This window comes from Microbacterium sp. MMO-56, from assembly GCF_037146215.1.
Classification (GTDB): domain Bacteria; phylum Actinomycetota; class Actinomycetes; order Actinomycetales; family Microbacteriaceae; genus Microbacterium.
Genome location: NZ_JBBCVW010000004.1, coordinates 71,994 through 88,828 on the forward strand (window position 1 = coordinate 71,994; position 16,835 = coordinate 88,828).

The following is a 16,835-nucleotide window of genomic DNA, read 5'->3' on the forward strand; positions in this document are numbered from 1 at the left end:
TACCTATGATGTTAGGTAAATTGAGAGCTCTCCAAAGGAGGAGTACATGGCTCTCGATAGGTCATACAGGGACATCCCGGGCACGACGGTCTTCGATGCCGATCAGGCCCGGAAGGGCTTCCACCTCAATCAGTTCTCGATGTCGCTGATGAAGCCGGAGAACCGGGAGCGTTATCTCGCCGACCGGGAGGGGTACCTCGATGAGTGGCCGCTGTCGCCGGCGCAGCGTCAGGCGGTGCTCGACCTCGACTTCAATGCCATGATCACCGAGGGTGGCAACATCTACTTCCTCGTCAAGATCGGCTCTGCGCAGGGCCTGAGCGCGCAGCAGATGGCGGGCTCGATGACGGGGATGAGTGAGGCTGCGTATCGGGACATGATGATCGGTGGTGGTCGCCGTCCCGAGGGTGTGCGCCTCAAGGACCTCGACGGGTGGACGCCGCCGTCGAACGAGAAGTCCGAGGTGATGCGTCCGGATGCTCCGGCGCGGTTCACGTCGGCGCTGTTCACGTCGCATGTGCCGGCGATCGGTGCGGCGATGGATCTCGGTAAGACCGAGGAGCCGTATTGGAAGAAGGTGTTCTCGGGGTATGAGTGGACGCGGACGTGGGCGAAGGAGAACACGCCGGATGTCATCATCCTCGTGTACAACGACCACGCGACGGCGTTCGATTCGAACATCATCCCGACGTTCGTGCTCGGGACGGGGTCGCACTATCCCGTCGCGGATGAGGGGTACGGCCCCCGGCCCGTGCCGGATGTGAAGGGGTATCCGGAGCTCGCCGCGCACATCGCGCAGTCGGTGATTCAGGACGACTTCGATCTGACCTTGGTGAACGAGATGGTGGTGGACCACGGGTTGACGGTGCCGTTGTCGCTCGTGTTCGGGGATGTGGAGGAGTGGCCGTGCCGGGTCATCCCGCTGCCGGTGAACGTGGTGCAGTATCCGGTGCCGTCGGGGCGCCGGTGCTACGAGCTGGGCAAGGCGATCCGTCGTGCGCTGGACAAGTGGGACGGTGAGCCGCTGAACGTGCAGATCTGGGGCACGGGTGGGATGAGTCACCAGCTGCAGGGGCCGCGCGCGGGCCTGATCAACGAGGAGTGGGACAACGCGTTCCTCGACCACCTGATCAACGACCCGCTGGGTCTGACGGAGTGGCCGCACATGGAGTACGTCGACGAGGCGGGCTCGGAGGGTATCGAGCTGGTCGACTGGCTGATCGCGCGCGGCGCGATGGACGACCAGTTCGGCGGCGGGGCGCCCGAGGTGAACCACCGGTTCTACCACGTCCCCGCATCCAACACCGCCGTCGGCCACCTCGTCCTCGCCAACCCCACCGCCGTGCGCGAACGCGCTGCAGAAGCTACCGACCAGGCCGCGCCCTTCGAAGCCACGTCGGTCGCACGCTCTCTCTCGAAAGGCTAAGGCTCCTCATACATGAACGACAGACGATCTGCCCTCGTCCTTGTACACGGCGCCTGGGGCGGCGCATGGGTGTGGCGGCGAGTGCTCGAGCCACTACGTGCCGCCGGACACGAGGTGCACGCGGTCACCCTCACCGGGGACGGGGACCGCGCGCACCTTCGCCGTCCGGACATCTCGCTCCGTACCCACATCGACGACGTGCTCGCACTCGTCCACGCCGAGGAGCTCGACGATGTCGTGCTCGTCGGTCACAGCTACGGCGGAATGGTGATCACCGGCGCAGCAGCAGCCTTGGAGGGGGAGCGGCCGGGGCGGGTGACCGGCCTGATCTATGTGGACGCGATGGCGCCGTACTCGGGCGAGGGATGGGGAGTCGGTCACGCCCCTGATGTAGCCGCTGCTCGCCTCGCCCTGGCTGCTCAGCACGGGAACGCTCTTCCGCCGCCCGATCCGTCTCAGGGCTTCGGCCTCGACGCTGCCGACGCGGAATGGCTCCGTCGGCGCCACGTGGCACACCCGTTCGGAATGTATCGCGAGCCTCTCGAATACGACGAGGAGCTGCTCGCCGCCGTCCCTCGGCAATTCATCGACTGCAATCACCCCGGGTATCCGAACATCGAGCCGATTCGCCGACGTGTGCGGGAGACGCCGGGCTGGAATGTCGCCGTGATCCCGACCGGCCACTTCCCCATGGTGACGGAGCCCGAGGCTCTGGTGCACAACATGCTCTCGTTCATGGACGGTCGCACTCGGGGCGGGGAGGTCCTGGCGCGATCGCGTCGCGTGGTGAGTCCGGACTGATCACGACCGTTCCGGTTTTCCCCGGTCCTCGGGCTTGCCGGGGCGACGGGCGGGTGTCAGTCTGTTTGTTGTGATAGGCAACATTTCGACACAGCCCTGGAGTGCATCCGACCGTCCGGCGTCGGCGGAGGAGCTGCGCACGATCGACCTGTGGTGGCGCACCGCCAACTACATGAGCGTCGGCCAGATCTACCTGAAGGACAACCCGCTGCTGCGGGAGCCCCTCACCCGTGACCACGTCAAGCCTCGCCTCGTGGGGCACTGGGGGACCACCCCCGGGCTGACCTTCATCTACGCGCACCTCAACCGAGCGATCGCCCGGCGGCTGCAGCCGACGATGTACATCATCGGTCCGGGGCACGGCGGACCGGGACTCGTCGCGGCATCCTTCCTCGACGGCACCTACACCTCGACCTACAACAGCATCTCGAATGACGAGGCCGGGCTGAAGCGGCTGTTCACGCAGTTCTCGTTCCCGGGCGGCATCCCCTCTCACGTCGCCCCCGAGACGCCCGGCTCGATCCACGAGGGCGGCGAGCTCGGCTATGCGCTGTCGCACGCCTACGGCGCCGCATTCGACAACCCCGACCTGCTGGTCGCGGCCGTCGTCGGCGACGGTGAGGCGGAGACGGGACCGCTCGCCACCAGCTGGCACTCGAACAAGTTCATCGACCCCGCGACCGACGGTGTCGTGCTGCCGATCCTGCACCTCAACGGCTACAAGATCGCCAACCCGACGGTGCTCGCGCGCATCCCCGAAGACGAGCTCGTCGCCCTCATGACCGGGTACGGTCACAAGCCCTACGTGTTCACCGCGGGCTTCGACGACGAGGACCACCTCTCAATCCACGGGCGGTTCGCCGCGATGCTCGACGAGGCCCTCGACGAGATCGCCCGCATCAAGGCCGAGGCCGCGACGAACCCCGGCATGGACCGCCCCGCGTGGCCGATGATCGTGATGCGGACGCCCAAGGGCTGGACCTGCCCGCCGGAGATCGACGGCAAGCGCACCGAGAACTCGTGGCGCGCGCACCAGGTGCCGCTCGCCTCTGCGCGCGACACCGACGCGCACCTGAAGGTGCTCGAGGGATGGCTGCAGTCGTACCGCCCCGAGGAGCTGTTCGACGAGGCCGGCGCGCCACGGCCCGAGGTGACGGCGCTGACCCCTCCGGGCGACCTGCGGATGAGCGCGACGCCGCACGCCAACGGCGGCCTGCTCCTGCGCGACCTCGTGCTGCCGGACTTCCGCGAGTACGGCGTCGACGTGCCCGACCCCGGAGCGACGATCGCCGAGGCGACCCGCGTGCTCGGCGGATGGCTCGAAGCGGTCATGGCCGCGAACCTCGACAACTTCCGTGTGTTCGCGCCCGACGAGCTGGCATCCAACCGCATCCAGGCCGTGCTCGACGTCACCGACAAGAGCTGGAACAACGGCCTCGACAGCGACGACGAGCACCTCGGCAAGCGGGGCCAGGTCGTCGAGATGCTCTCGGAGCACCAGTGCCAGGGGTGGCTCGAGGGCTACCTGCTGACCGGCCGGCACGGTCTGTTCACGTCGTACGAGGCCTTCATCCACATCGTCGACTCGATGTTCAACCAGCACGCGAAGTGGCTCAAAGTGTCGCGCGAGCTGCCGTGGCGGCGTCCGATCGGAAGCCTCAACTACCTGCTCTCCAGCCACGTCTGGCGCCAGGACCACAACGGCTTCTCGCACCAGGACCCGGGGTTCATCGACCACGTCGTCAACAAGAAGGCCGAGGTCGTGCGGGTCTACCTGCCGCCGGACGCCAACACCCTCCTGAGCGTCTACGACCACTGCCTGCGCTCGCGCGACTACGTCAACGTCGTCGTCGCCGGCAAGCAGCCGCAGGCGTCGTGGCTCACGATGGACGAGGCGGTCGACCACTGCACGCGCGGTGCGGGCATCTGGGAGTTCGCCTCCAACGTCCCCGCCGGGGAGGAGCCGGATGTCGTGCTCGCCGCGTGCGGCGACGTGCCGACGCTCGAGGTGCTGGCGGCGATCGACATCATCCGCGAGGAGCTGCCCGACCTGAAGGTGCGGATGGTCAACGTCGTCGACCTCATGCGCCTGCAGCCCGAGTCGGAGCATCCGCACGGCATGAGCGACCGCGAGTTCGACCAGCTGTTCACGACGGACAAGCCGATCATCTTCGCGTACCACGGCTACCCGTGGCTCATCCACCGGCTCACGTACCGTCGGAACGGGCACGCGAACCTGCACGTCCGCGGGTACATCGAGGAGGGCACCACCACGACGCCCTTCGACATGGCGATGCTGAACAAGATGGACCGCTTCTTCCTCGTGCGGAAGGTCATCGAGCGGGTACCCGGGCTCGCCTCGAAGGCGGCGCTGCTCAGCCAGAAGCTCGAGGACCAGCGCATGGCGGCCCGCCGCTACGCCCGCGAGACGGGGGAGGACCCGGTCGAGATCCGCGACTGGACCTGGCCCGACGCGCGCGGCGCGGTGGACGCCTCCGCCGTCAGCGCCACGGCGGCCACGGGCGGCGACAACGAGTAGCCGCAGCGCCTGACCGTTCCGAAAGCAGGCTGAACCGGCGGCTGTGCCGCCAGGCGGGGACCCGACCCCGTGTTCAGCCTGCTTTCGGCGCGTGCTCGGGGTTCACGGCAGGGTTAGCCCGCGCGTCGGCTCGGCTCGGCTCGGGGCGGGGCGGGGCGGGTCGGCTCGGGTCTCCGTCCGGCGGCATGGGTCTGAATTTGATAACGATTATCAACACGCTTACGATGGAACCCATGAAGCGACCCGTCGTCCTCCTCGCCGCGCTGTCCGCGGTCTCCGCCCTAGCACTCGCCGGCTGCTCGAGCAGCGGCGACGCCGCACCCTCGGCCTCCGGATCGCCCGGGGGGCCCATCACGGTCGTCGCGTCGACCAACGTGTACGGCGACATCGCCAAGACGATCGGCGGCGACCAGGTCGAGGTGACCTCGCTCATCGCGGACGAGAGCAAGGATCCGCACGACTTCGAGGCGACCGCCACCGACCAGCTCGACATCAAGGACGCCCAGCTGCTCATCGAGAACGGCGGCGGCTACGACCCGTTCATGGCCTCCCTGAAGGATGCCGCGGGCTCGGATGCCCCCCTGATCAGCGCCGTGACGTTCTCGCCCGAGTGGACGGGCAGCGACCCGTCCGACGCGGTGGAGGGGTTCAACGAGCACGTCTTCTACGACCCGCAGACGATCGCCGCGGTCGCGGACGAGATCGCTGACCAGCTGGGCACCCTCGACCCGGCCGATGCGGCGACGTTCACCGCGAACGCGAAGGAGTTCCGCGCCGACATCGACGCGAAGGTGACGCCGATCCTCTCCGAGATCGCGGCGGCGCACACGGGTGCCGAGATCTTCGTGACCGAGCCGGTTCCGCTCTACCTCGCGGAGGCCGCGGGGCTGAAGAACGTCACGCCGCCCGCCTTCAGCGAGGCCGTCGAGGAGGGGCAGGACGTTCCGCCCGCGACGCTGCTCGACGCGCTGACTCTCGTCGGGGGAGGGTCCGTGAAGCTCGTCTTCGTCAACGCCCAGGCCGCCGGCGCCGAGACGACCCAGGTCGAGAGCAAAGCCGCCGAGGCAAACGTTCCCGTCATCAAGGCATCCGAACTCCTCCCCGAGGGCGAGAACTACGTATCCTGGATGACCGACATGGCCACCCAGATCAAGACCGCGTTGGGTTCGTGATCCCGACGCCCACTCCTCCGCTTCGCATCCAGGCCGCCGCGCTCTCGCGTGGCGGCCTGGAGCTGTGGCGCGGCCTCGACCTCGAGGTGGCGCCCGGCGAGCTGGTCGCCGTGCTCGGACCGAGCGGCGCCGGCAAGACGACCCTCCTGCGCGCCATCCTCGGCCTCGAGCGGCTCACCGCCGGGACCATCGAGACGTTCGGAGAGCGCGTTCAGCGCGCCGGCAACCGCCGGATCGGGTACATCCCGCAGCAGCGACCCCTTCCCCGCCACACCGCGATGCGAGGGCGCGACCTGGTCCGCCTCGGCGTCGACGGCCACCGCTTCGGGCTCCCGCTGTCGAGACGCGCCGACCGTGCGCGCGTGGACGCCCTCATCGACGCCGTGGGCGCGCGAGCGTTCGCCGACCGCCCGGTGGGCTTGCTGTCCGGCGGCGAGCAGCAGCGGCTGCGCGTCGGTCAGGCGCTCGCGGACGACCCCGGACTGCTCCTGTGCGACGAGCCGCTCACGAGCCTCGACCTCGCGAACCAGCGGGACGTGATCGACCTCATCGACCGTTACCGGATGCGCAGCGGCGCCGGTGTGCTCCTCGTCACCCATGACATCAACCCGGTCCTCGAGAAGGTGGACCGGATCCTGTACCTCACGGGCGGCCGTTTCACCCTGGGCCGACCCGACGACGTGCTGACCTCGGAGACCCTCAGCGGCCTGTACGGCACGCCCGTCCACGTCGCGCGGGTCGGTGGACGCCTCGTCGTCGTGGGCGCGCCCGACTCGCACGCAGAGGAGCACCATCACGGCGCCGACGCGGTCTCGCTGGAAGCCTCGGCATCCGGCGCGCAGGGCGGAGCGCGCCGATGAACTGGGACGACGTGGGCAACGCGCTCTTCGGCGGGATGTCGCGCTACGGCGACATCCTCGCGCTCGTGCAGAACTCCGTCTGGGCGGGCGCCGTGCTCGGAATCGTGGGCGGGCTCATCGGCGTGTTCGTGATGCAGCGCGACATGGCCTTCGCCGTGCACGGGATCAGCGAGCTGTCGTTCGCGGGTGCCGCCGCAGCGCTCCTGTTCGGCGTGGACGTGGTGACCGGGTCGATCGTCGGATCGCTGGTCGCCGCGGGACTGATCGGATGGCTCGGCGCGCGCGCCCGCGACCGCAACTCGATCATCGGCGTGCTGATGCCGTTCGGCCTGGGGATCGGGATCCTCTGCATCTCGCTCTACAGCGGGCGCAGCGCGAACCGGTTCAGCCTGCTCACGGGACAGATCGTGTCGGTGCAGAGCGACCAGCTGTCGGTCCTCATCGTGCTCGGCGCGCTCGTGCTCGTCGCGCTGCTGATGATCTGGCGTCCCCTCACATTCGACTCGCTCGACCCGCAGTCCGCTGCCGCGCGGGGGGTGCCGACGACGGCGATCTCGTTCGCGTTCATGATCCTGCTCGGACTCGTCGTCGCGGTGGCCGTGCACATCATCGGCGCGCTCCTCGTGCTGTCGCTGCTCGTCACGCCCGCCGCCGCCGCGATGCGGATCTCCAACGGGCCGCTCGCCGTGCCCCTGCTCGCGGCCGGCTTCGGCGTGACGGCCGCGGTCGGCGGCATCCTGCTCGCGATCGCCGGGACCCTGCCGGTGAGCCCCTACATCACGACCCTCTCGTTCCTGATCTACCTCGTGTGCCGGGCGATCGACGGAGGCCGTCGCCGCGGAACGGTCGAAGCCTAGTTCCGCTGGAGCCGGGCGGGCGCCGGGGGCGGGGGCGTGCGTGCGCCGGGGCGAGGTGGGCCGGCACGTGATGGGCGGGGTTCTCGAGCGGTAGATCGACTCGTACGGTGGGGGCCGCGACGTGCCCCGTGTGGTCGGGGCGCCGCGTTCGGGGTGGCGTTGCCGCGTTCGGGGTCGCGTGCTGCCGGATTGGGTGCCGCTGGTCGGGTTCGGGGTCTCCTGTGGTCGCTTCGAGGTGCGCGAGGCGACGACGCGCGACCCCGAACCGGGGAGGGGTGACTAGGCGCGACCCCGAACTAGGAGGGGATGACCGGATGCGACCCCGAACTGGGGAGGGGCGTGAGTGCGACCCGGACCGGGTAGGGGGGCGGGGGGAGGTGGTTTTGAGGAGGTTGCGAGTCCTGGTGGGTTGTCCGTGGTCGGTGGTCGGTGGTCGGTGGTCGGTGGTCGGAGGTCGGAGGTCGTGGCGTCGTGTTCGGGGTCGCGTGCTGCCGGGATGCCTCGCCGCCGGTCGGGTTCGGGGTCTGCTCTGGTCGCTTCGGGGCGGGCGAGGCGGCAACTCGCGACCCCGAACCTGTGAGGGGTGACCACATGCGACCCCGAACTTGGAAGGGGTGACCACACGCGCCCCCGAACTGGGGAGGGGCGTGAGTGCGACCCGGACCGGGTTGGGGGGTGAGGTGGTTCTGAGGAGGTTGCGAGTCCTGGTGGGTGGTCCGAGGTCGTGGCGTTGAGTTCGGGGTCGCGTGCTGCCGGGATAGGTGGCCGCTGATCGGGTTCGGGGTTTCCTGTGGTCGCTTCGAGGTGCGCGAGGCGGCAACACGCGACCCCGAACTTGGAAGGAGTGACCACACGCGACCCCGAACCCGCGTGCCGACCCAGGCGGGGTGACCACACCCGACCCCGAACCTGCCTGCCGACCCAAGCTGGGCGACCACACGCGACCCCGAACCTGCGCAGCCCACTCCGCCGAGCCCACCCCGCCAAGCCCACCCCGCCAAGCCCGCCCGCCCGCCCGCCGCCAACCCCACCCCGGGAGGGGTACCGGTCGGGATCGCGCTCTCCCAGCCAGCTCCGAAGCCCCGCGGGTAGGATTCAGGGCATGGCCCAGCGCAACACCTGGCAGCGCGACCGCGTGCGCGCCGCCCTCGGCGACGCCCCGGGCTTCGTCAGCGCGCAGGACCTCCACGCGGTGCTGCGCGAGGACAACACCGGCATCGGCCTCGCCACCGTCTACCGCGCGCTCGCGACGCTCGCCGCCAGCGGCGAGGCCGACCAGCTGCAGAGCCCGGACGGCGAGGCGATCTACCGCGCGTGCTCCACCGCGGGTCACCACCACCACCTGATCTGCCGATCGTGCGGACGCGCCGTCGAGATCGAGGCCCATGAGGTCGAGGCCTGGGCGCAGCGCACCGCCGCCGCCCACGGGTTCACCCGGGCCGAGCACGTCGTCGACATCTTCGGGCTGTGCGCGGAATGCTCCGCACGGGAGGCCGCCGCGCGCGAGGCCGCCGCACCCGCGGCGTCCCCGTCGGAGACCGGTGACTGACCGGGCCCTCGCACCGCGCACCGCGCGCCTTGAGCGTGATCCGCGGGTCGCCCGTGGCCTCCGCCGCGGACTCGCGCTCGGTCTCGGCATCCTCGTCGTGGCCGCGCTCGTCGTGCTGGCGCTGCTCTCGCCCGGACCGGCGCTGCCGACCCGGCTGCAGGACGGGCTGACCCTCGCCCTCAGCGTGCTCATCGAGTCGATGCCCTTCGTGGTGCTCGGTGTCCTGCTGTCGATCGTCGTGCAGGTGTGGGTGCCCCCGGGCGCCATCGAACGGTGGATGCCCCGTCGCGCGTGGGCCCGCCGCATGGTGCTCTCGCTGCTCGGCATGCTCGTGCCCGTATGCGAATGCGGGAATGTGCCCTTCGCCAGGGGTCTCATGATGCGCGGGTTCACCGTGCCCGAGACGCTCACGTTCCTGATCGCCGCCCCGATCGTGAACCCGATCGTGATCATCACGACGCACCAGGCGTTCGGCTTCGACGACGGTATCCTCGTCGTGCGCCTCCTCGGCGGCTTCGCCGTCGCGAACCTGATCGGATGGCTCTACAGCAGGCATCCCGACCCGGACGGATTGCTCACCGAGCGCTTCGCCGCGACGTGTGCGTTCGCGCAGGAGCCGGATGCCGCGCGCGGCCTCGACCGCGGACGGCGCAGCCTCGCGCAGTTCGTCGTCGAGTTGCGGGCGGTCATGCCCGCGCTCGTCATCGGGTCAGCCCTCGCCGGAGCGGTGCAGGTCCTCGTTCCCCGGGACGCCCTCCTCGCCATCGGCTCGAACCCGGCCCTGTCGATCGTGGCGATGATCGTGCTCGCGATGATCGTGTCGATCTGCTCGAACGTCGACTCGTTCTTCGCGCTGTCGTTCGCCTCGACGTTCACCCCGGGGTCGATCGTCGCGTTCCTGCTGGTCGGGCCCCTCGTGGATGTGAAGATGCTCGCCCTCCTGCGCACGACGTTCCGCTCGAAGGTCCTCGTCGGGCTCGTCGCCATCGTCGTGCTGTTCGCCGTCGCCGCCGGATCGGTGGTGAACCTCCTTGCCTAGGACCGCATCGCCGAGGACCGGATCGCCGAGGACCGCATCGCCGAGGACCGCATCGCCGAGGACCGGACTGCGCGGATTCTCCGGCTCGCGACTGCTCGGCGTCGGCCTGGCCGCGGGACTGTCCGCCGTGACCGTGGCGCTGTGGCTCACCGGCCGCCTCGGGCTCTACATCAACCCGCAGTCGAACTGGTTCGCGGTGTCGATGGCCGTGATCGCCCTCGTCGGCTGCGCGGTCAGCTTCCTCCTTCCGCGGGGGGCCGAGACGGACCACGGGCACGACCACGGTGACGCGGACCACGGGCACGACCACGGCGACGCCGACCACCCCCACGATCACAGCGGAACGGACCACGCGCACGGGCACGGTGACCACGATCACGCGCACGCCCACACGGGTGGATGGGGTGTCGCCGCGACGGTGACCGGGGGCATCCTCGCGACGGGTTTCGTCGCGGCGGTCGTGCTGACCCCGCCGGCCACGCTGTCCGCCGAGCTCGCGATGCAACGCGACACCGGCACGCCGCCGCTGTTCCAGGGCGCCGACACGGTCGCCCTCGCGAACGTGGGCGACACCTCGACCTTCGGCGTCGGCGAGTGGGCGAGCGTCTTCGCGACGGCCACCAACCCCGAGGCCTTCGACGGCAGCCAGGTGACGCTCACCGGCTTCGCCACGCCGAACGACGGCGGGTTCTCGCTGACCCGCCTCGTGATCACGCACTGCGTCATCGATGCGCAGCCGGCGAGCGTCGCGATCGCCACCCCGGATGCCGTGAGCACGGGCCAGTGGGTGACGGTCACCGGCACGATCCGCGACGACGGCGGGCATCTCGCGGTGCACCCCACGTCCGTCGAACGGATCGCGGAGCCGAAGGATCCGTATGAGTACTGACGCCGACTCGCGCCGCGCGCGCACCCGTCGGCGGCGATCGCGCGCGTTCCTCGGGGCGTTCGCCGTCGTCGTCGCCGTGCTCGGCGTCGTCGGTCTGGTCGGAGCCGCCGTCACCACGGCGCAGGGTCCGCGCGTGACGCGGACGAGCATCGATCCGGATGCCGCGATCGGCTCCGCCGGATCCCGGATGATCTTCACGACGACCCAGTCGCTCGCGAAGGTGACGGCCGACCAGGTCACCGTCACCCCGTCGACCGCGTTCACCGTGGACACCTCCGGGCGCAGCGTCGGCGTGCGATTCGCGCAGCCGCTCTGGGACGACACCGACTACACGGTCACGATCTCGGGGGTGACGGGGCTCGGCGGCGGTGCGGCGACGACGATCACGCACGAGTTCACCACGCCTCCGCTGCAGTCGTTCATCCTGCAGCGCGGGCAGGGCAAGGACACGGTGTTCCGCACCGATCTGCGGGGCGATGCCGCCGTCCCCGTGTTCTCGGATCCCCAGATCGAGGACTTCCGCGCGGCGTCCGGCCATCTCGTGGTCTCGACGATGGACAGGGAAGGACACTCCCACCTGATCGTCACCGACCTCGACGGCGGCAGCACCCGCGAGCTGCCGCTGCCGGGCACCGGCACGGTGTCGAACCTGCAGAGCGCGGATCGCGGCAACCTGATCGGCTACACCTTCACCGACGCCTCCGTCGGCACGCCGGGCGCCCGAGCGAGCGTGCTGTACACGGCGTCGCTCGCCGACGCGCAGGCCGCCGATCCGCCGGTGGCGATCACCCGCACCGGAGGCGAGTCGCGCGTCGACGACTGGCGGTTCGTCCCCGGCACCGACAGCCTGCTGACCCTCACCTTCGACGGCGCGCTCACGCTCGTCTCCCCGTCGGGCGGCGATCCGGTCGCGCTCGGCAACGCCGTCTCGATCACGGGCATCGCGCGGGGCTCGACGACCGTCGTCGTCGACAGGCTCGACGGCCCGGTCGCGATCGACCTCGCCACCGCGAAGGAGGCGAACCTGCCGAGCACCGACGCCGGACTCGGGCAGGTGAACAAGGTCATCCCCCTCGCCGACGGCGGGACGCTGCGCGTGCTGGCGGAGCTCGACGGTTTCACCGTGCGCTCCACGACGGTCAACATCGTCGACACGGCCGGCGCGGCACGGCCGGTGTTCTCCATCGATCCGCGGGACACCCTCATCGAGACGTGCGTCTCGCCCAGCGGTCGCTATGCCGCCTTCCTCGTCGCGCCCGACGCCGTCGACAACCCGTACGACGGACACGTGCTGCCGCTGCCCGAGAAGCTGCAGACCCATGTCGTCTCCCTCGCCGACGGGCACGAGCAGGTCGCCCTCGCTGGCTTCGACATTTCCTGGTGCCAGACCCCGCCGCGCCCATGATCCACACGCAGCCGGACGCGTCGCGCCCCTGGACGGCGGGGCTCGTCCCCGCGACGCGTGCGGCGCTGGCGGGGCTTCCGCTCGAGGTCGCGCCGCGGCTGCTCGGCGGTGTCCTCGAGGTGACCGTCCTCGAGGCGACGGCGAGCGGCGCGACCGTCCTCGAGGCGACGGCCCGCGGGTCCTCCCGGAGTGCGCCCGAAGAAGCCGGGGAGACTGTCGCCGTGCGGATCACCGAGGTCGAGGCGTATCACGGCGCCGGGACCGGCCCCGTGCCCGATCCGGGCTCGCACGCCCGCATGGGCCCGACGATGCGCAACGCCACGATGTGGGGCGAGCCCGGCCATCTGTACGTCTATCTCAGCCACGGCATCCACTCGTGCGTGAACGTGGTCTGCGGCCCCGCGGGTACGGCGGGCGGTGTGCTCCTGCGTGCCGGTGAGGTGATCGCGGGCTCCTCGGCCGCCGCCGCACGCCGTCCCGCGGCGCGGACGGAGCGCGACCTCGCCCGGGGGCCGGGGCGACTGGGCGACGCGCTCGGCCTGCGGCATCCGATCCACGACGGCATCGACGCGGTGACGGGATCGCCGCAGGCGGGCGCGACGGCGCGACTGTGGCTGCCCAGCGCTCCGCCGGAGACCGCGACGATCTCGTCGGGCCCTCGTGTGGGGGTCGCCGGCGTCGCCGGCACGGATGCCTTCCCGTGGCGGTTCTGGATCGCGGGCGACCCCACCGTGTCGCCGTTCCGCTGGGGCCGCGGAGCACAGGACGCGGACGCGTCGACACGTTCGCCCGTGCTAGACTGACTCTTTGTCTGCGCGCACTCCAGCACGCAGTTCGTATCCCACCCACCGATTCCGGCAGCAATGCCGCGATGAGGCGTGGGGTGCAGACAAGGGATCTTGGGTGAGGCCGTCCGGCCTCACGGTACAGAAGGAGTAATCACCATGGCAGCAGTGTGCCAGGTGACCGGAGCGGTTCCCGGCTTCGGTCACAACATCTCGCACTCGCACCGTCGGACGAAGCGCCGCTTCGACCCGAACGTGCAGAAGAAGACCTACTACGTTCCTTCGCTTGGTCGCAAGATCACGCTGAACGTCTCGGCCAAGGGCATCAAGGTCATCGACGCCCGCGGCATCGAGTCGGTCGTGAAGGACCTGATCGCGAAGGGTGTGAAGCTCTAATGGCGAAGAAGGCTCAGGACGTCCGTCCGATCATCAAGCTCCGGTCGACCGCCGGCACGGGGTACACCTACGTGACGCGCAAGAACCGTCGCAACAACCCCGACCGCATCGTGCTGAAGAAGTACGACCCGGTGATCCGCAAGCACGTCGAATTCAGAGAGGAGCGCTGATCTCATGGCCAAGAAGAGCAAGATCGCGCGCAACAACCAGCGCGAAGAGGTCGTCGCCCGCTACGCCGAGAAGCGTGCCGAGCTGAAGAAGACCCTCGTCGACCCGAACGCGACCGACGAGTCCCGCGAGGCCGCCCGCGTCGGACTGCAGAAGCTGCCGCGCAACGCGTCGCCCGTGCGCCTGCGCGGCCGCGACGCCATCGACGGTCGCCCCCGCGGCTACCTGTCGAAGTTCGGCATCTCGCGCGTCCGCTTCCGCGACATGGCGCACAAGGGCGAGCTGCCCGGTGTGACCAAGTCGAGCTGGTAAGCAGCGACACCGATCGACGGCCCGTCCCGCGAGGGGCGGGCCGTCGTCGTCCCCGCCTCGCGCGCGCCGAATCGCGGTCACAGCAGTCACATCCGTCACCGTCTGAGGGCGACACGCCGGTGAAGATGACGAGAGAAGACCGGAAATCCGCGGAATTCCGCGGTTCGTGGGTATATTCGGGACCGGTCCATCCGACCAAACCGGGCGCTCGCCCGGTCCGTTGTAATCGAAGGCGGCACACGCTGCCCTCTGGAGGAAACCCCATGGCTATCACCAAGACCGAGCTCGTCGCCAGCATCGCCAGCGCCACCGGCGAGAGCCAGGCCACCGTCGGCCGCGTCGTCGACGGTCTGTTCTCGGCCGTGTCCGAGGCCGTCGCCAAGGGCGAGAAGGTCACCATCCCCGGCTTCCTGTCGTTCGAGACGGTCGCCACCGCCGCCCGCACGGGCCGCAACCCCCAGACCGGTGCGGAGATCAAGATCCCCGCGGGCAAGCGCGTCAAGGTGACCGCCGGCTCGAAGCTCAAGGCCGTCGCGAAGTAATCCCGCTCGGACCTCACGAAGGGGGATGCCTGCGGGCATCCCCCTTCGTCGTGCCGCCGTCCTCCGCCGTGGTCGATGTCCCGCCGGTGGCACGTAGGCTGGACGCGTGCACTCCCGAGGTTTCCGGGTCGCAGGGCCTGCGATCCTCGTCGTCGCTGCGTTCGCGGCGCTGATCGCGGGTCTCGTCTACGGCGGAGGTGCCGCACCCCAGCTGCTGCGCGATCCGGGTCCGGTCGTCCGGTGGGGGCTGCCGGGCGCGACCCTGGCGGTCAATCTGTCGGCCGCGGGAATGATCGGCGCCCTCGTGCTGGCGCTGTTCGCCCTGCGGGCCGGCTCGAAGCCGTTCGACAGGGCGCTGGACGTCTCCTCGGCGTCGGCCGCCGTCTTCACGGTGTCGAGCGCTCTGGTGGCCTTCCTGACCTTCCTCAACATCTTCAGCGCGACCCCGAGCGCCGGCGCCGAGTTCGGGCAGCAGCTCGGGCGCTACCTCGTCGAGACCGACCCGGGTCGCGCGTGGGCGCTCACCACGATCGCGGGCGCCGCACTCACCGTCCTCACCTTCGCGGTCCGCGGGTGGACGCCGACGCTCGTGGTCGCGGTGCTGGCCGTCGCCGCCCTCATCCCGATGGCGACCCAGGGCCACTCCGGCGACGAGTCGGGCCACGACACCGCCGTCGTCTCGCTCACCCTCCACATCATCGGCGCCGCCGTCTGGCTCGGCGGGGTACTCCTGCTCGTCGCCCTGCGCGGGCAGCTGGAGCGCGCCGAGATGGCCGACGTCCTGTCGCGGTACTCGTCGCTCGCGCTCGTGGCCTTCGTGGTCGTCGCGCTGTCGGGCGTCGCGCGCGCCATCGTCGGCGTCGTCGCCCTGCAGAACCTGCTGTCGCCGTACGGGGCGATCCTCGCCGTCAAGGTCGTGGCCCTCCTCGCGATCGGAGCGCTGGGGGCGTGGTACCGCCGGGGGCTCATCGCCCGGTTCCGGTCGGATGTCTCGGGCCGCGCGGCCCGCCGGTTCTGGGGACTCATCGCCCTGGAGCTCGCCTTCATGGGCATCGCGAGCGGAGCCGCCGTCGCGCTCTCGCGCACCCCTCCGCCCGTCGACACGCGGCTGCCCCCGGTGCCGAGTCCCGCCGAGGTGCTGACGGGGTCCCCCCTGCCGCCCGAGCTCACCCCCCTCCGGTGGCTGACGACCTGGGATCCGGACGTGCTCTGGGCGTTCGCCGTCGCCTTCGGGGCGTTCTTCTACCTCGCCGGGGTGTGGCGCCTGCACCGCCGGGGCGACCGATGGCCGATCTACCGCACCATCCTGTGGCTGTGCGGTCTCGCGGCGCTGCTGTGGGTCACCAACGGCTCGGTCAATGCGTACCAGGACTACCTGTTCAGCATGCACATGGTGGGGCACATGCTGCTGTCGATGGCGATCCCCATGCTGCTCGTGTTCGGCGCACCGGTGACCCTGGCCTCGCGCGCCATCGCGAAGCGCACCGACGGCACGCGGGGCGGGCGCGAGTGGATCCTGTGGGGCGTGCACACGCCGTTCGCGCGCGTGATCACGCATCCGCTGTTCGCCGCGGGGATGTTCATCGGGTCGCTCTGGGCGTTCTACTACACCGACCTGTTCCGGTGGAGCCTGTACGACCACCTCGGACACGAGTGGATGATCGCGCACTTCCTCATCTCGGGCTACCTGTTCGTGCAGTCGCTCGTCGGCATCGATCCGGTTCCCTATCGCCTCCCGTACCCCTTCCGCCTGCTGACCCTCATCGGGGTCATGGCGATGCACGCGTTCTTCGGCATCGCGATCATGATGTCGACCGGCCTGTTCGTGGCCGAGTGGTTCGGCTCGATGGGCCGGACGTGGGGCGAGGCCCCGCTGGCCGACCAGTACACGGGCGGCGGCATCGCCTGGTCGATCGGAGAGATCCCGACGCTCGTGCTGGCGATCACCGTCGCCATCCAGTGGAGCCGGTCGGACGAGCGTGCGCAGCGGCGCTCGGACCGTCACGCCGACCGCACGGGCGACGCCGAACTGGACGAGTACAACGCGCGGCTCGCGGACCTCGCCGCTCGCGACGCCCGCTCGCACCGCTGAGGC

16 protein-coding genes are annotated in these 16,835 nt (G+C 70.1%); all 16 read left to right on the plus strand.

Features of this window, described 5'->3' with window-relative positions; translation table 11 throughout:
- Positions 1-46: 46 nt before the first annotated feature.
- The 16 genes from WFI00_RS05035 (at position 47) to WFI00_RS05110 (ending at position 16,832) form a co-directional block, all read left to right on the plus strand.
- Positions 47-1,426, plus strand: a complete 1,380-nt coding sequence (locus WFI00_RS05035; RefSeq protein ID WP_336630386.1) for a protocatechuate 4,5-dioxygenase subunit alpha/beta — start codon at positions 47-49, stop codon at positions 1,424-1,426.
- A gap of 12 nt (positions 1,427-1,438) precedes the next feature.
- Positions 1,439-2,227 (plus strand): alpha/beta fold hydrolase, encoded by a 789-nt coding sequence (locus WFI00_RS05040; RefSeq protein ID WP_336630387.1) that lies wholly within the window; start codon positions 1,439-1,441, stop codon positions 2,225-2,227.
- 73 nt (positions 2,228-2,300) lie between these two features.
- Positions 2,301-4,766, plus strand: a complete 2,466-nt coding sequence (locus tag WFI00_RS05045; RefSeq protein WP_442928299.1) for a phosphoketolase family protein — start codon at positions 2,301-2,303, stop codon at positions 4,764-4,766.
- A 233-nt stretch (positions 4,767-4,999) separates the two neighbouring features.
- Entirely contained in the window at positions 5,000-5,938 is a 939-nt protein-coding gene (locus tag WFI00_RS05050; RefSeq protein WP_336630388.1) for a metal ABC transporter solute-binding protein, Zn/Mn family, read from the plus strand.
- Positions 5,935-6,798: a metal ABC transporter ATP-binding protein gene (locus WFI00_RS05055; protein WP_336630389.1), complete on the plus strand. Its 864-nt coding sequence runs from the start codon at positions 5,935-5,937 to the stop codon at positions 6,796-6,798. The genes WFI00_RS05050 and WFI00_RS05055 overlap by 4 nt, the downstream gene beginning before the upstream one ends.
- The gene (locus WFI00_RS05060) at positions 6,795-7,655 is read left to right on the plus strand and encodes a metal ABC transporter permease (protein WP_336630390.1); all 861 of its coding nucleotides are present in this window, start codon (positions 6,795-6,797) and stop codon (positions 7,653-7,655) included. The genes WFI00_RS05055 and WFI00_RS05060 overlap by 4 nt, the downstream gene beginning before the upstream one ends.
- A gap of 1,102 nt (positions 7,656-8,757) precedes the next feature.
- The gene (locus tag WFI00_RS05065) at positions 8,758-9,204 is read left to right on the plus strand and encodes a Fur family transcriptional regulator (RefSeq protein ID WP_336630391.1); all 447 of its coding nucleotides are present in this window, start codon (positions 8,758-8,760) and stop codon (positions 9,202-9,204) included.
- An 88-nt stretch (positions 9,205-9,292) separates the two neighbouring features.
- Positions 9,293-10,243: a permease gene (locus WFI00_RS05070; protein WP_336630822.1), complete on the plus strand. Its 951-nt coding sequence runs from the start codon at positions 9,293-9,295 to the stop codon at positions 10,241-10,243.
- Between the two features lie 67 nt (positions 10,244-10,310).
- Positions 10,311-11,132: a TIGR03943 family putative permease subunit gene (locus WFI00_RS05075; RefSeq protein ID WP_336630823.1), complete on the plus strand. Its 822-nt coding sequence runs from the start codon at positions 10,311-10,313 to the stop codon at positions 11,130-11,132.
- The gene (locus WFI00_RS05080; protein WP_336630392.1) at positions 11,122-12,537 is read left to right on the plus strand and encodes a hypothetical protein; all 1,416 of its coding nucleotides are present in this window, start codon (positions 11,122-11,124) and stop codon (positions 12,535-12,537) included. Before WFI00_RS05075 ends, WFI00_RS05080 begins: the two co-directional genes overlap by 11 nt.
- Positions 12,534-13,340: a DNA-3-methyladenine glycosylase gene (locus tag WFI00_RS05085; RefSeq protein ID WP_336630824.1), complete on the plus strand. Its 807-nt coding sequence runs from the start codon at positions 12,534-12,536 to the stop codon at positions 13,338-13,340. The genes WFI00_RS05080 and WFI00_RS05085 overlap by 4 nt, the downstream gene beginning before the upstream one ends.
- A 141-nt stretch (positions 13,341-13,481) precedes the next feature.
- A complete protein-coding gene (rpmB, locus tag WFI00_RS05090) occupies positions 13,482-13,718 on the plus strand; it encodes a 50S ribosomal protein L28 (RefSeq protein ID WP_005051771.1) in 237 nt (78 codons plus the stop codon).
- Positions 13,718-13,888: a 50S ribosomal protein L33 gene (gene rpmG, locus WFI00_RS05095; protein WP_005051772.1), complete on the plus strand. Its 171-nt coding sequence runs from the start codon at positions 13,718-13,720 to the stop codon at positions 13,886-13,888. The genes rpmB and rpmG overlap by 1 nt, the downstream gene beginning before the upstream one ends.
- Before the next feature lie 4 nt (positions 13,889-13,892).
- Positions 13,893-14,198 carry a 30S ribosomal protein S14 gene (rpsN, locus tag WFI00_RS05100; RefSeq protein WP_336630393.1) on the plus strand — a complete coding sequence of 102 codons (306 nt, stop codon included), beginning with the start codon at positions 13,893-13,895 and terminating at the stop codon, positions 14,196-14,198.
- Positions 14,199-14,461: 263 nt separating this feature from the next.
- A complete protein-coding gene (locus WFI00_RS05105; RefSeq protein ID WP_336630394.1) occupies positions 14,462-14,740 on the plus strand; it encodes an HU family DNA-binding protein in 279 nt (92 codons plus the stop codon).
- 106 nt (positions 14,741-14,846) lie between these two features.
- Complete coding sequence (locus tag WFI00_RS05110; RefSeq protein ID WP_336630395.1) at positions 14,847-16,832, plus strand: cytochrome c oxidase assembly protein; 1,986 nt, start codon at positions 14,847-14,849, stop codon at positions 16,830-16,832.
- Positions 16,833-16,835: the final 3 nt, after the last annotated feature.